Genomic DNA, 13943 nt, shown 5'->3' with positions numbered 1-13943 from the left:
AAGTATCGCGCATTTGATGCGATCCACCGCTAATGGCCATCTGAAAATTGAGTAATTTGAATAGCGCTATGTGATAGCCTCACACCCCGCCCTTCCCCAAAGCATGCTTCACATAGGGCCATTCCAGCGTAAACCGCCCATCAAAAAACTTCAGCCGGCGCACCGGTTTGCCATCCATACCCTCTTCCAGCAACGGCAGGCCGGCACGCATCGTTTCGGCGATTTTGGGTGACAGAGCCGCTTCGACACTCATGCCGAATTCCGCCGTCACTTTGATGATCGTCTCGAAGTATGCGCCATGTTTGTGATCACACAGAATCTCGACGGCTTTGTTCAGCTCATAGAGCCGCGCAAACAATCGTTCCTCTTCGAGCGTGTAACGGCGCGGCATAGTGTCATGCCGCCTGTTTCATGGCTATGGCCGCGAGTGTGCGCACGAGCTGTTTCGTGCCTTCCAGCCTGACATTGGGATTGGCGAAATCGCGGGAGAAGACGATCTTCATATCCGCGCGCACCTTGGCCTCAGACCCTTGCTGCGCGACATAGCGAACAAGCCCTTGCGGATTGGCGAAAGCATTGTCGCGGAAGCCGATGATGACGCCCTTGGGGCCCGCATCCACTTTTTCCACATGCGCCTTGCGGCACAATAGTTTGATGGCGACGAGCTGCATCAATTGCTCGACCTCCTTCGGCATGGGCCCAAAACGGTCGATCATTTCGGCGGCGAAACTTTCGATTTCCGCCTCGCTTTCGATGGTCGAGAGGCGGCGATAGAGCGTCAGACGCAATTGCAGATCGGGCACATAATCTTCTGGAATCGTGACCGGCGTGCCGAGCGTGATGGTCGGCGACCAGGCTTCCTCGACCGGCGCCTCTATGCCCGACTTCAGGGCCTCGACCGCCTCCTGCAACATTTGCTGATAGAGTTCATAGCCGACTTCCTTGATATGGCCCGATTGCGCATCGCCGAGCAGATTGCCGGCGCCGCGAATATCGAGATCGTGGCTGGCAAGCTGGAAGCCCGCACCCAACGTGTCGAGCGAGGACAGCACTTTCAGCCGCCGCTCGGCCTGTGGCGTCAGGGTCTTATTCGGCGGCACAGTGAAGAGCGCGTAAGCGCGGATTTTCGAGCGGCCAACGCGGCCACGCAATTGATAGAGCGCGGCAAGGCCGAACATATCGGCGCGATGCACGATCAAAGTGTTAGCGGTTGGAATATCGAGACCGGATTCGACAATGGCGGTTGAGAGCAGCACATCATATTTGCCCTCATAGAAGGCGGCCATTTTATCTTCGAGCTCGGTCGCCGCCATTTGTCCATGCGCGACCACGAATTTGACCTCCGGCACATGGGTGCGCAGGTATGTCGCGACATCCTCGAGATCTTCGATGCGCGGGGCGACATAAAAACTCTGCCCGCCGCGATAACGCTCGCGCAACAGAGCTTCGCGGACCAAAAGATCATCGAAGGGCGAAATGAAGGTACGCACGGCCAGACGATCGACCGGCGGCGTGGCGATGATCGAGAGATCACGCACGCCGGTCATGGCGAGCTGCAGCGTGCGCGGGATCGGCGTTGCCGAAAGGGTCAGCACATGCACTTCGGCGCGGAGTTCCTTTAGGCGTTCCTTGTGCTTGACCCCAAAATGCTGTTCCTCGTCGATGATGACGAGGCCGAGATCCTTGAACGTGATCCCCTTGCCCAGCACGGCATGAGTGCCGACGATAATATCGACATTGCCCGAGGAAATGCCTGCCTTGGCGGCTTTGAGATCGGCGGCGGAGACCATGCGCGACATTTGCGCGACTGTGACCGGCAGATGCGCGAAACGGGCTGAAAAATTCTTGTAATGCTGGCGGGCCAAGAGAGTCGTCGGCACGATGACGGCGACTTGTTTGCCATTGATCGCCGTGTCGAAGGCGGCGCGGAGCGCCACTTCCGTCTTGCCGAAACCGACATCTCCGCAGACAAGGCGGTCCATCGGCTTGCCCGAGGAAAGATCCTCCAGAACCGAGTCGATGGTGGCCTGCTGGTCCTCGGTTTCCTCGTAAGGGAAACCTGAACAGAATTCGGCATAGAGCCCTTCGGGTGGCACCAGTTTCGGCGCTTCCCTTGTCTCGCGCGCGGCGGCAACCTTGATGAGACCAGAGGCCATTTCGAGAATATGCCGGCGCATCCGCGCCTTGCGCTTCTGCCAGGCGCCACCGCCGAGACGGTCAAGCGGGACATCGGATTCTTCCGAGCCATAGCGCGAAAGTAATTCGAGATTTTCGACGGGCAGGAAAAGCTTTGTGCCTTCGGCATAATGCAGTTCCAGGCAATCATGGCGCACGCCCGCCGCCTCGATGGTCTGCAAGCCAATGAACCGGCCGATGCCATGTTCGACATGGACCACCAGATCGCCCGCCTGCAACGAGGCGACCTCGCTCAAGAAATCCTGGGCGCGGCGGACTTTGCGGCGCGTCTGCACGATCCTGTCGCCCAGAATGTCCTGCTCGCCGACGACGGCAAGCCCTTCCGCCTCAAAACCCTGTTCCAGGCCGATGACGCCGAGCGCCACGGTGGAGGGTTTCAGCGCCTGCGCCTGGGTGAAGGAGGAAATTGTTTCCTGATCCTTGAGGCCATGATCGGCCATGACATGGGCAAGCCGCTCACGCGAGCCATCCGTCCAGGCGGCGAGGATCACGCGCTTGCCCGCGCCTTGCAGGGCCCGCACATGGGTCAGCGCGGCCTCGAACACATTGGCCTCGGGATCGGCCCGCTCGGCGGCGAAACTGCGTCCGGGTTTGGAATTCAGATCAACGACAGGGCCGCGCGAAGAATCCGGCGGCACGGCGAAGGGCGAAATGCGCACGAGGCTGGTGAGGGACAGCGTTTTGCCCCATTGCTCCGGCGTCTGATAAAGTGCATCGGGCGGCAGAGGCTTATAGGCCACATGGGCCGGGTCGGCGTCATAGGCCGATTTGCGGGCCTCATAATAATCCTTGATCTGCGCGAGCCGTTGTTTCGCCGCTTCCTCGGCCTGCGGATCGAGTACGAAAGGCGCGCCGCCGACATAATCGAACAATGTATCGAGATGGTCGTAGAACAGAGGCAGCCAATGTTCGCAGCCTGGGTGCCTTCGTCCCTCGCTGATCGTCTCATAAAGCGTATCGCCGCGCGTCTGCGCATTGAAACGCGCGACATAGGCCTGGCGGAAATGGCGGATCGTCTCGGTGGTCAGTTGCACCTCGCTCATCGGCACAAGATCGAGCGCGCGCAATTGGCCAATGGTGCGCTGGGTTTCCGGATCGAAGGAACGGATGGATTCCAGCGTATCGCCAAAGAAATCGAGCCGGACCGGCTGCGCCATGCCGGGCGCGTAAAGATCGACAATGCCGCCGCGCACTGCATATTCGCCGGTATCCCGCACGGTCGAGGACCGTGCAAAGCCATTGGTCTCGAGCCAGGCCGCAAGGCCATCGAGCGCGACGGCATTGCCGGGCGCGGCTGAAAAAGTATTGGCGGCGATGAAGCGCAAGGGCGGCAAGCGCTGGACCAAGGCATTGACGGTGGTCGAGAGAATGCGCGGCCGTTCCAGGGAGGAGCGCGAACGGGCGAGACGCGCCAGCACCATCATCCGTTTGGCGGCAATCGCCGCGTTTGGCGAGACGCGGTCATAAGGCTGGCAATCCCAGGACGGCAGGTCGAGGATTTCGACATCCGGCGCCGCAAAGGCCAGAGCCTCGCCAAAGGCCCGCGCCCGCGTGCTGTCACGCGCCACATGCACCAGCACCACGGAGCGTTCCTCGCCGGCACGGGCACAGGCATGAATCAGATCGGCGAGGCAAAAGGCGTCGTAGCCATCGGCCACGGAAGCCAAAGTCAGGGAGCCGCCCTTAGCGAGTTCGGCGACGGCGCGTTTGAAATCGGTCACTTGTCAAAAAACCGGCAAAGTGAGGGGCAGCGGACCGCTCAAAGGTGAATCGGACTAGAATGCGTATGGAAAGCCAGGATCTTGTGAAACATCGGCGTATCATAATCGGCGGGCAGCGCCACCTCGCCGGTGAGCCAAGTGAAAAGATCGCGGTCGAGCGCGTCCATCAAATGTTCGAGATCGTCGAGTTCGGCATCGCTCAGCTTGGCAAGTTCGGAATCGACGAAACCACCGAGCAGGAGATCCATCTCCCGCATGCCGCGATGCCAGGCGCGAAATTGAATACGGCGGCGGCGGGTGTCAAGATGGGTCGCTTGCGGCTGCATGCCGGACATCGGCGTTCCTTTCAACGAAGATCGCGCCGAACGGGTCGTTCGGCGGTGCGATGATCCTGGAATTTGCCAATGAGTCTATCCGAAAAATCGGAAATTCTTAACCCAATCCCTTCATCGGATTTGTTCCCCAAAATCTCATGTTTCTGCCACGTCTTGCAGGGAACAGGTTTTTCTGCATGAGCTATGCAACTGCTAAGCCTGATGGGGCGTTCCTCGACGTCGAGGCGCGTCATTGAACATCAAGGATTCTGTTCATGAGTGTTCTAGGGATTTTATGGATCATCATCATCGGCTTTGTCGCCGGCATGATCGCTCGCTGGATTGGTCCTGGTGAGCATAAGCCTTCGGGCTTCATCCTGACTGTCGCGCTCGGTATTGCCGGCGCCTTCGTCGCGACGCAGCTCGGTCAATTGGTTGGCTGGTATCGTCTGGACCAGGGAGCGAGTTTCGTCGGCGCCACGGTCGGGGCGATCATCGTGCTGTTCATCTGGGGCTTCATCGCCAAGCGCCTTTATGGCAATGGTGGCACACCGCCCGGAGAAGGCCCCAGACGCTGGCTTTGACGCCAGAGAAGGCCAAGAGGGTTTCGAGAGAAACGACTAGCCCTAATCCGGGCCAGCTGTCTCCCTGTGATGTAAAAAATTAACAGACCTTGGCCAAACCGCGCGCTTCCTATATAGGCCGCACACTGACGGAAGCCATTGGCCCCTTGCCTGGCTTCCTTTTCCTGTTTTCTTTGATCCTGAATCAGTACGGAGTCCGATGCCCCGTCTCGTTATGAAATTTGGCGGCACGTCGGTCGCGACGATCGACCGTATCCGGAATGTGGCGCGGCATGTGCTGCGGGAACGCAAGGCGGGTTTCGACATTGCCGTGGTTGTATCGGCCATGTCCGGCAAGACCAATGAGCTCGTCGGCTGGTGCAAGGAGGCCTCCCCCCTCTACGATCCGAGCGAATATGATGCGGTCGTCGCCTCTGGCGAACAGGTCACGGCGGGGCTTCTCGCCCTTGTTTTGCGCGATATGGGTCTTCCGGCGCGGTCCTGGCAGGGATGGCAGGTGCCGATCCACACCTCCGATGCCCATGCCGCGGCGCGAATCGTGTCCATCGACGGCAAGAATCTGATCGAGGGCTTCGAGGCCCGTCAGGAAATCGCCGTCATTACCGGGTTCCAGGGCATCCACGAACCGACACAGAGAATCACCACGCTCGGGCGCGGCGGCTCGGATACGAGCGCCGTGGCGGTCGCAGCGGCGATCGGCGCCGAGAGGTGTGACATTTATACCGATGTCGATGGCGTCTATACGACCGATCCGCGCGTCGTGCCCAAGGCCAAACGGCTCGACAAGATCGCCTTCGAGGAAATGCTCGAAATGGCGTCGCTCGGAGCCAAAGTGCTGCAGGTCCGCTCGGTCGAGCTCGCCATGCTGCACAAAGTCAAAACCTTTGTGCGCTCGTCCTTCGACGATCCCGAAACCCCAAGGCCCGGCACGCTGATCTGCGATGAGGAGGATATTGTGGAGCAACAAGTCGTCACGGGCATCGCTTTTTCGCGTGACGAGGCGCAGATCACCCTGCGCCGCGTGAGCGATCATCCGGGCGTTGCCGCAGCCATTTTCATGCCTCTCGCCGAGGCCAATATCAATGTCGACATGATCATCCAGGTCGCCTCGGCTGATCATGCGACGGATATTACCTTCACCGTGCCAGGAACGGAATTCGAGCGCGCCCAGCAGATTCTCTATAAGGCACAATCGCAGATCGGCTTTTCGAATCTGCAAGGCACCACCGATATGGTGAAGGTCTCGGCCATCGGGGTCGGCATGCGCAGCCACGCGGGCGTTGCCGCGCGCGCCTTCAAGGCTCTTTCCGACAAGGGGATCAATATTCGGGCGATCACGACCTCGGAGATCAAATTTTCAATCCTCATCGAGGCGGCCTATACTGAATTGGCGGTACGGACCTTGCATACCCTCTATGGTCTTGATCAGCCTTGATTCACTTTGCGTTTTGGTGCAGCGCAGCAAAAACTCTTTGTTTTTAGCTGCATTTCCTGCTTGCGGTCCGGAGTTTGCCTTGCTTAAACCGACCGAAGCAACGAAAAGGCCCGGTCGCCTTCCGCCTGCCTGAGCGCCTCTTGCGAGAGCGCTGAGGCTCAAGATCAGAGCTGCATTGGTTTCGCCTTTAAAAACAAACCAATGACGACTTATGCCCCAAGGCTGGCCGACCGATGCCGCAATATGGGCCCCCCGGGGCTGAACAGGAAACGGCTATGTATGGCGCTCTCGGTGGCCCACGTCTGCTCTTGCGTCGGCTCCGCGAAGTCATGGCGGAATCGATCAGCCCGCAGGCCCAGCTCGACAAAATCGTCACGCATATCGCCGCCAATATGGTCGCCGAGGTCTGCTCGGTTTACGTGCTTCGCGCCGATGGGAGCCTGGAACTTTACGCCACGGAAGGTTTGAAGCCGGAAGCGGTTCACTTGACCCTGATCCATACCGGAGAAGGTCTCGTCGGCCGGATCGCCGAAACCGCCGAAGCCCTGGCGCTGTCCGACGCGCAGCAACATCCCTCCTTCCTCTACCGGCCGGAAACCGGCGAGGAGATCTATTCCTCCTTCCTCGGCGTGCCGATCCTGCGCGGCGGCAATACGCTCGGCGTTCTGGTGGTGCAGAACAAGGCGCGCCGCACTTATTCCGAGGAGGAAATCGAGGCGCTGCAGACGACCGCCATGCTGCTCGCCGAGATGATCGCCTCCGGCCAGCTGCAATCCTTGGTTCCACCCGGCCAGGATATTGCCTTGCGCCGCCCGCTGGCGATCAAGGGGACTCCTGTCGCCGATGGTGTCGCCCTCGGCCGTGTCGTCCTGCACGAGCCGCGGATCATCGTCAAACAGCTGATCGCCGAGGACACCAAGGCAGAAATTGCGCGGCTCGATACCGCCATCAACGCTCTGCGTGACTCGATCGACCGGCTGATCGAAAGCGGCAATATCGGGCCTGGCGAACATCGCGACGTGCTCGAAACCTTTCGCATGTTCGCGCATGATCGTGGTTGGCTGCGCCGCCTGCGCGAGGCAATTTCGAGCGGCCTGACGGCAGAGGCGGCCGTCGAACGGGTGCAGAATGACGCCCGTGCCAAGCTGCAAAGGCGTACAGAGCCGTATCTGCGCGAGCGCCTGCACGATCTCGACGATCTCGCCAATCGGCTCCTGCATCAGTTGACCGGCCAGAATTTTGTGCCGGAACATGCCAATCTGCCCGATCATGCGATCATCGTCGCGCGATCCATGGGCGCCGCCGCTTTGCTCGAATATGATCGCACAAAATTGCGCGGCCTTGTGCTCGAGGATGGCGGCGCTTCAAGCCATGTGGCGATCGTCGCCCGCGCGCTTGGCATCGCCATGGTCGGCGATGTCGCCAATATCACCGATTTCGTCGAACCCAATGACGCCCTCATTCTCGACGGCAGCACGGGTGACGTCCATGTGCGGCCGCCCCATGACATCGAACATGCTTATGCGGAAAAGGCGCGTCTGCGCGCCAGACGCCAGGAGCAATATCACAAGCTGCGCGCCGTGCCGGCCGTCACGCGGGATGGCGTGAAGATCGATCTGCATATGAACGCGGGCCTGTTGGTCGATCTTCAGCATGTCGCGGAAACGGGGGCACTTTCCGTCGGCCTGTTTCGCACCGAATTGCAATTCATGGTGGCGGCCAGATTCCCCCGCCTGAGCGAGCAGGAAGATCTTTACCGCACGGCGCTCGATGCCGTTGGAGATCGGGCGCTCACTTTTCGCACGCTCGATATCGGTTCTGACAAGGTGCTGCCCTATATGGCCCAGGTGCAGGAGGAAAATCCGGCGCTGGGCTGGCGGGCCATCCGCATCGGCCTCGATCGCCCCGTGCTGCTGCGCTCGCAATTGCGCGCCCTTTTGCGCGCCGCCGACGGCCGTCCCCTGCGCATCATGTTCCCGATGATCGCCATGATCGAGGAGCTCGATCGCGCCAAAACCATGGTCGCGCGCGAATTGCTGCATCTCGCCCGTCATAACCATCCCATACCGTCAAAGCTCGAACTCGGCGTCATGGTGGAAGTGCCGTCGCTCTTGTGGCAACTCGACGAGCTTTGTCCGAAGGTCGATTTTCTCTCCGTCGGCTCCAATGATCTGGTGCAATATCTCTTCGCCGCCGATCGTGACAATAAGCGGGTGGCAGGTCGTTTCGACTGTCTTTCCGTACCGATTTTGCGCGCCTTGAAGCTCATCGTCGACAAGGCTGCGGCGCATGGCACGAGCGTGACCTTGTGCGGTGAGATGGGAGGCCGTCCACTTGAAGCCATGGCCCTGATGGGGCTGGGTTATCGCGGCCTGTCCATGTCAGCCGCGGCCATCGGCCCGGTCAAAGCCATGACGCTCGCCCTCGATCTCGGCAAACTCGAGGCAAGCGTTCATTCCTGGCTCGAAGCCGACCAGGGCGCTAGCGCCTCACTGCGCGAAAGGCTGAAACGCTTCGCCGAGGAAGAGGAAATTCCTATTTAACCTGTTCGGCCCTGGCTTCACCGATCCAGGGCCTAACCGCCTCGCCTTTTGATATTTTCATGATTTTAAAGAAGAATATGGAATCCTTTTCCACGCAAAATAGTCTATAAGAGCAATTTCGTATCCATGACCGTTGAATCATTTCCGCATTGTCGCTTATGCCGCTAAAAAAGCGAAAAATGCGGGAAGGAACCAAGGATCGCTCCCGCGACGCCTTGGTTTAAAGGCGGCTTTCCCTTTTCCTTTCTCTTTCGCCCGAACCCATGCTGCCGCAAGACAAGCTCGATCTCATCCTGCGTCGCCACGAGGAAATTTCCGCGCGCCTGACGGAAAATCCCGATGCGGCGACTTTCGTATCCCTGTCACGCGAATTGGCGGGGCTTGATGAAGTGGCGCAGGCCATTCGCGCCTATCGCGATGAAATGACCGAAATATCCGGCATGGAAGCCATGCTGGCCGATCCCGCGACAGAGCCCGAATTGCTGGCGCTCGCCGAAGAAGAATTGCAGGATGCGCGGCAAAGGCTCGGCGCTTTCGAACAGCATTTGCGGATCGCTCTGCTGCCCAAGGACGCGGATGATGAAAAAAGCGCCATTCTCGAAATTCGCGCCGGCACAGGCGGCGATGAAGCGGCGCTTTTCGCCGGCGATCTGTTTCGCATGTATCAGCGCTACGCCGAGGCCAAGGGCTGGGGCGTCGAAATCCTATCTGTGAGCGAAGGGACAGCGGGCGGTTACAAGGAAATTGTCGCCGAGATTACCGGCAAGGGCGTCTTCGCCAAGTTGAAATTCGAATCCGGGACGCATCGCGTCCAGCGCGTGCCCGATACGGAGACACAGGGCCGGATCCATACCTCAGCCGCGACCGTCGCCGTCCTCCCGCAGGCCGAAGAAGTCGATGTAGAGATCAACGAGGCGGATTTGAAGATCGATACGATGCGCGCGCAAGGCGCCGGCGGCCAGCATGTCAACAAGACCGAATCGGCGATCCGCATCACGCATCTGCCGACAGGCACTGTGATTTTCGTCCAGGACGAACGCTCCCAGCACAAGAACCGCGCCCGCGCCATGTCACTTTTGCGCTCGCGCATTTATGACGCCAAACGGCAACAACTGGAGGCGGAAAGGGCTGCTGACCGCAAGGCCCAGGTCGGTTCGGGTGATCGTTCAGAACGCATCCGCACCTATAATTTCCCACAAGGCCGGCTGACGGATCACCGTATCAATCTGACGCTCTACAAGCTTGACAAAGTGATGACCGGCGAGGCGCTCGATGAGGTGATCGACGCCTTGATCACCGATTATCAAGCTGCCCAACTCGCCGCGAGCGAGGGGGCGTGAAGACTTTCTTCCTCGCCAATAACTGGCTTCGGAGGCCCTCGCCTCGCCAAGTTTTGCCGCCCTGACCGCCATTTTTGGCAAGATCGGTGCCGAAAACATCAATTCCGATTTCGCGACTTTCCTACATACGCTTGTCGTTCTGGCTGTGCTTGCGCTTAAAGCGTAAGCTTAGCATAAGATCAGCCGTTTATTTTATTGAGAACGACAAGACGTTTCAGCCTCGCATGCCAGAATTGCAGTTTTGATTATTGTGGTGGTCCAACAATTGCGAATAATTCAATTGTGTTTAGCAATTGAAGGAGAGAGGAATGCTGAGCGATGTGGCGGCCGCGTTCGGCCACATGCTTGAGAATTATCCCTTGGGTCCCAAAACCTTAGTTTATCGGGACGCCCGGACGGAAGCCCCCGAACTGATCAAGGTCGAAAGCCAAGCTTTTGAAAATTACTATCCCATTCCTCCCTTGTTCACGAGCGATGGTGAAAATGTCTCGCCGCCCTTGAAATGGGAAGGCGTGCCGGAGGCTGCGCAGAGCCTGGTCCTTCTCGTCGAAGACGCCGACAGCCCGACATATAATCCCGTCATCCATGCCTTGAATTGGACCTTGCCCGGCCACGACGGTGGCTTGAGGCCGGGCGTCCTGCAGACCGACGCGGCAACAGACGACGAGACGCTGACAGGCCAGTTCTCCGTGAAAGCCAGCTGGGTCGCGCCCAATCCGCCGATTGAGCATGGGCCACACCGCTATCTTTTCGAGATCTATGCGCTCGACACGCGCCTGCATTTCGCCTTCGTCCCCAGTCGGGAACAGCTTTTGACCGCCATGCGCGGCCATGTTCTCGCCAAAGGACAAGTGACCGGTATTTGCGAACGGATGGATTAAGCGCCGCCACGCAGCACCGGATCGCAGGTCCCCAATCAGCTTCCCCAAAAGCGCAAGATCCACAATGTCTTGCGCTTTTTTCTTTGATCCAGGACCATCGCTCGTTCGTCCGGACGTCTAGGCAATTCTATAAGCTTTTGTAATCACATCAAATTTATCTAAAAGTGATATATACTTTCAGGCTTGATGTGTAGGGTGAAATGACACGATTTCCTCATCGACCGTGAATGATCGGTCAACATGGTTTGATCTCGAACGGCATTGCCCCTTTCGCCACGTTCGAGTTGCGCTTCTTCCCCGGAATCCTCCCCTATTGGAACCAAGTTTCTATTGAGATGTTGGAAAAGAGGATCTCATTGCAGGTTGTAAGCGGAGCAGGTGCAACCCGTATTTCCAGGCCTTCGCGATGCAACTCACGGCCGGCCCTCCGTTCAGCCCATCACAGGGATTTCTGACAGACTGAAGTGGCCGTACCCCCGTGCCTGATCATTGCACGCGTTCCCACCCAACCGTCTTTCATGCGGAACTGCGATTTGACCAACGGCCCCTACGCCACGGTTTTTCTGCTTCTCTCCTTTCCGCACATTTTTAAGGCTCTATATCATGTTGATTCGGTACGGATATGAATTGACCTTCAATTGTCCCCGGCCGACCCTGATGCTGTGCCTTCTTGACGCCCATCCCGAACGGTCGCAGGAAATCCGCTACGAGGTCGCGCCAACCTTTCACCCGCCAATCCCGACGACGGTCTATGTCGATTCATTCGGCAATTATGTGCGCAAATTCGTGGCACCCGAGGGCAATATTACCTTGACCGCCGATGCGATCATCGAGGACAGCGGCCTGCCCGATCCCGTCATGCTCGATGCAGGGGAAGTCCCCCTCGAAGAAGTGCCGAACGAATTTCTCCTCTATCTTCTCGGCAGCCGCTATTGCGAGACGGACAAGCTCAGCAATATTGCCTGGGACCTGTTCGGGGCGACACCGCCCGGCTGGCGCCGGGTGCAGGCCATTTGCGATTTTGTCTGTGATCATTTGACCTTCGGGTATCAATTTGCCCGTGCAACCCGTACCGCTGCGGAAGCTTTCGAGGAACGCCTGGGCGTCTGCCGCGATTTCGCGCATCTCGCCGTCACTTTCTGCCGCTGCATGAATATTCCCGCCCGCTATGCCAATGGCTTTCTTGGCGACATCGGCGTGCCGCCGGATCCGGCGCCAATGGATTACAATGCTTGGTTCGAGGCTTATCTCGACGGGCGCTGGTTCACTTTCGACGCGCGCCACAATATTCCGCGCATCGGCCGGATCACGGTGGCACGTGGCCGCGATGCCGCCGATATCCCGCTCGCCACATCCTTCGGACCGCATCAGTTAACAATCTTCAAGGTTTGGACCCATGAGGTAAACGAGGAGGTCTTGCAGCAATTAATACGGCGTAGCGCTTAAACCCAATCTCACATCCCGCATCGCCAGCTTGACGGCGGCCGTGAAACAAAGGCAATGTCGCCATATTCAGGGACTCGAATGGGGCTCTCCATTCGGGTTCGATGCTCTGTCTCGCGGAGAATGGCGCAGGGGTATCATTCTGCCCGTTTGAAGATCTTGGGATAAGCCATGCACGGTGACGCGGCCCAATTCAAAAGACCTCGAACCGCGCTTTCACGCCTAGCGCTGGTCGTTGCCCTGACCTCGAGCCTCGGTGGCTGCGCCAGGGACATGCAAGGCTTTCTCATGCCCGTGGCTGAATCGGCCCCCGGGACCAATCGCGTCGAAATGGTTGTCGTGACGACACGCCTTCCGACCAACACGCCGGGTCTCATCTTCTCCGGCAATCGCAGTCAGAAAACGTCCTTTGCCGATATTGTCGTCTCCATCCCGCCGGATAATGCGCGCCAGATTGGCGATGTCCAATGGCCTCGCACACAGCCTGGTAATCCGCTGACTGATTTCGTTTCTCTGCGGACTGATATTGTCGATCGCGACACAGCGGTCCGTACATTCCACAAGCTGGTCCTGCATACACGCAAACGGCAGGCGCTTGTCTTCGTGCATGGCTTCAACAACAGGTTCGATGACGCTGTCTTCCGTTTCGCGCAGATCGTTCACGATTCCGGCGCGGATGTCGCGCCAGTCCTGTTTACCTGGCCCTCGCGCGGCAGCATTCTCGCCTATGGTTATGATCGCGAGAGCACCAATTTCTCCCGCAACGCTCTGGAAGACACTTTGCGGTTTCTCGCCAATGATCGCGATATCGATGAAATCGATATTCTCGCCCATTCAATGGGTAATTGGCTGCTCCTCGAATCCTTGCGTCAGATGGCGATCCGTGATGGCCACGTCGCCCCCAAAATTCGTAATGTGCTGTTGGCTGCGCCGGATGTCGATATCGACAATGCCCGCGAACAGATCGCCGATATGGGACCGAAACGGCCGCACTTTACGCTTTTCGTTTCGCAGAACGATCGTGCCCTCGCGCTCAGCCAAAGGATCTGGGGAAGCCCGCGATTGGGCGCAATCAATCCCGACGTCGAACCGGCGCGGAGTGAATTGTCACGCGACAATATAGACGTGGTCAATATGACCAATATTCAATCGTCGGATCCTCTGAATCACGGCAAATTCGCCCAAAATCCAGAAGTCGTGACATTGATCGGGACCCGATTGCTTCAAGGCCAGTCGATCAGTGATTCCCATACCGGGCTCGGCGATCTGATCATCGAAAAGGCGGCTGGCGTCGCGACATCGGTGGGAACGGCGGCCGGTCTAGCTGTTTCCGCCCCAGTAGCCGTCGTCGATTCCAACTCACGGGAAAACTACGGCGATCAGGTCGATGCGCTCAGCCAAAATCTCGGAAACTCCGTAAGCCCTTGAATTCGGAAGGCTTGACCCGAGAAAGCCATCTCGCTGCGCACGAATGAAAACGACAGAT

Annotated in this window: 10 protein-coding genes and 1 pseudogene; 8 read left to right on the top strand and 3 right to left on the bottom strand. The window is 58.5% G+C overall.

Features of this window, described 5'->3' with window-relative positions:
• Positions 1-79: 79 nt before the first annotated feature.
• From BIND_RS04555 to BIND_RS04545, 3 genes are read right to left on the bottom strand one after another with little or no spacing between them, the layout of a single operon-like run.
• Entirely contained in the window at positions 80-391 is a 312-nt protein-coding gene (locus tag BIND_RS04555; protein WP_012383901.1) for a hypothetical protein, read from the bottom strand.
• Positions 392-395: 4 nt separating this feature from the next.
• Positions 396-3917 (bottom strand): transcription-repair coupling factor, encoded by a 3522-nt coding sequence (mfd, locus tag BIND_RS04550; RefSeq protein ID WP_012383900.1) that lies wholly within the window; start codon positions 3915-3917, stop codon positions 396-398.
• A gap of 38 nt (positions 3918-3955) precedes the next feature.
• Complete coding sequence (locus BIND_RS04545; protein ID WP_012383899.1) at positions 3956-4252, bottom strand: FAD assembly factor SdhE; 297 nt, start codon at positions 4250-4252, stop codon at positions 3956-3958.
• 254 nt (positions 4253-4506) lie between these two features.
• On the opposite strand from BIND_RS04545, the gene BIND_RS04535 reads away from it, so the two are divergent.
• The 8 genes and pseudogenes from BIND_RS04535 to BIND_RS04505 all read left to right on the top strand — a co-directional run bounded on the left by BIND_RS04535 (position 4507) and on the right by BIND_RS04505 (position 13885).
• Positions 4507-4815: a GlsB/YeaQ/YmgE family stress response membrane protein gene (locus BIND_RS04535; RefSeq protein ID WP_012383898.1), complete on the top strand. Its 309-nt coding sequence runs from the start codon at positions 4507-4509 to the stop codon at positions 4813-4815.
• Between the two features lie 199 nt (positions 4816-5014).
• A complete protein-coding gene (locus BIND_RS04530; protein WP_012383897.1) occupies positions 5015-6250 on the top strand; it encodes an aspartate kinase in 1236 nt (411 codons plus the stop codon).
• A gap of 275 nt (positions 6251-6525) precedes the next feature.
• Positions 6526-8793: a phosphoenolpyruvate--protein phosphotransferase gene (gene ptsP / locus BIND_RS04525; RefSeq protein ID WP_012383896.1), complete on the top strand. Its 2268-nt coding sequence runs from the start codon at positions 6526-6528 to the stop codon at positions 8791-8793.
• A gap of 263 nt (positions 8794-9056) precedes the next feature.
• Positions 9057-10133, top strand: coding sequence for a peptide chain release factor 1 (gene prfA / locus BIND_RS04520; RefSeq protein WP_012383895.1), 1077 nt, complete (start codon positions 9057-9059; stop codon positions 10131-10133).
• A gap of 22 nt (positions 10134-10155) precedes the next feature.
• A pseudogene (locus BIND_RS22295) lies at positions 10156-10290 on the top strand (EamA family transporter); the annotation flags it as partial.
• A 151-nt stretch (positions 10291-10441) separates the two neighbouring features.
• Entirely contained in the window at positions 10442-11014 is a 573-nt protein-coding gene (locus BIND_RS04515) for a YbhB/YbcL family Raf kinase inhibitor-like protein (protein WP_012383894.1), read from the top strand.
• A gap of 603 nt (positions 11015-11617) precedes the next feature.
• Positions 11618-12460 (top strand): transglutaminase-like domain-containing protein, encoded by an 843-nt coding sequence (locus tag BIND_RS04510; RefSeq protein WP_012383893.1) that lies wholly within the window; start codon positions 11618-11620, stop codon positions 12458-12460.
• A gap of 168 nt (positions 12461-12628) precedes the next feature.
• Positions 12629-13885 (top strand): alpha/beta hydrolase, encoded by a 1257-nt coding sequence (locus BIND_RS04505; protein WP_012383892.1) that lies wholly within the window; start codon positions 12629-12631, stop codon positions 13883-13885.
• Positions 13886-13943: the final 58 nt, after the last annotated feature.

It is taken from the genome of Beijerinckia indica subsp. indica ATCC 9039, from assembly GCF_000019845.1.
GTDB classification, from domain to species: domain Bacteria; phylum Pseudomonadota; class Alphaproteobacteria; order Rhizobiales; family Beijerinckiaceae; genus Beijerinckia; species Beijerinckia indica.
This window is presented reverse-complemented; position numbering and strand designations above follow the sequence as displayed.

Coding starts and splice junctions, on each gene's coding strand:
- prfA (WP_012383895.1), top strand. CDS start 9,057: ATGCTGCCGCAAGACAAGCTCGATCTCATCCTGCGTCGCCACGAGGAA.
- BIND_RS04545 (WP_012383899.1), bottom strand. CDS start 4,252: ATGTCCGGCATGCAGCCGCAAGCGACCCATCTTGACACCCGCCGCCGC.
- BIND_RS04535 (WP_012383898.1), top strand. CDS start 4,507: ATGAGTGTTCTAGGGATTTTATGGATCATCATCATCGGCTTTGTCGCC.
- BIND_RS04515 (WP_012383894.1), top strand. CDS start 10,442: ATGCTGAGCGATGTGGCGGCCGCGTTCGGCCACATGCTTGAGAATTAT.
- BIND_RS04510 (WP_012383893.1), top strand. CDS start 11,618: ATGTTGATTCGGTACGGATATGAATTGACCTTCAATTGTCCCCGGCCG.
- ptsP (WP_012383896.1), top strand. CDS start 6,526: ATGTATGGCGCTCTCGGTGGCCCACGTCTGCTCTTGCGTCGGCTCCGC.
- BIND_RS04555 (WP_012383901.1), bottom strand. CDS start 391: ATGCCGCGCCGTTACACGCTCGAAGAGGAACGATTGTTTGCGCGGCTC.
- BIND_RS04530 (WP_012383897.1), top strand. CDS start 5,015: ATGCCCCGTCTCGTTATGAAATTTGGCGGCACGTCGGTCGCGACGATC.
- BIND_RS04505 (WP_012383892.1), top strand. CDS start 12,629: ATGCACGGTGACGCGGCCCAATTCAAAAGACCTCGAACCGCGCTTTCA.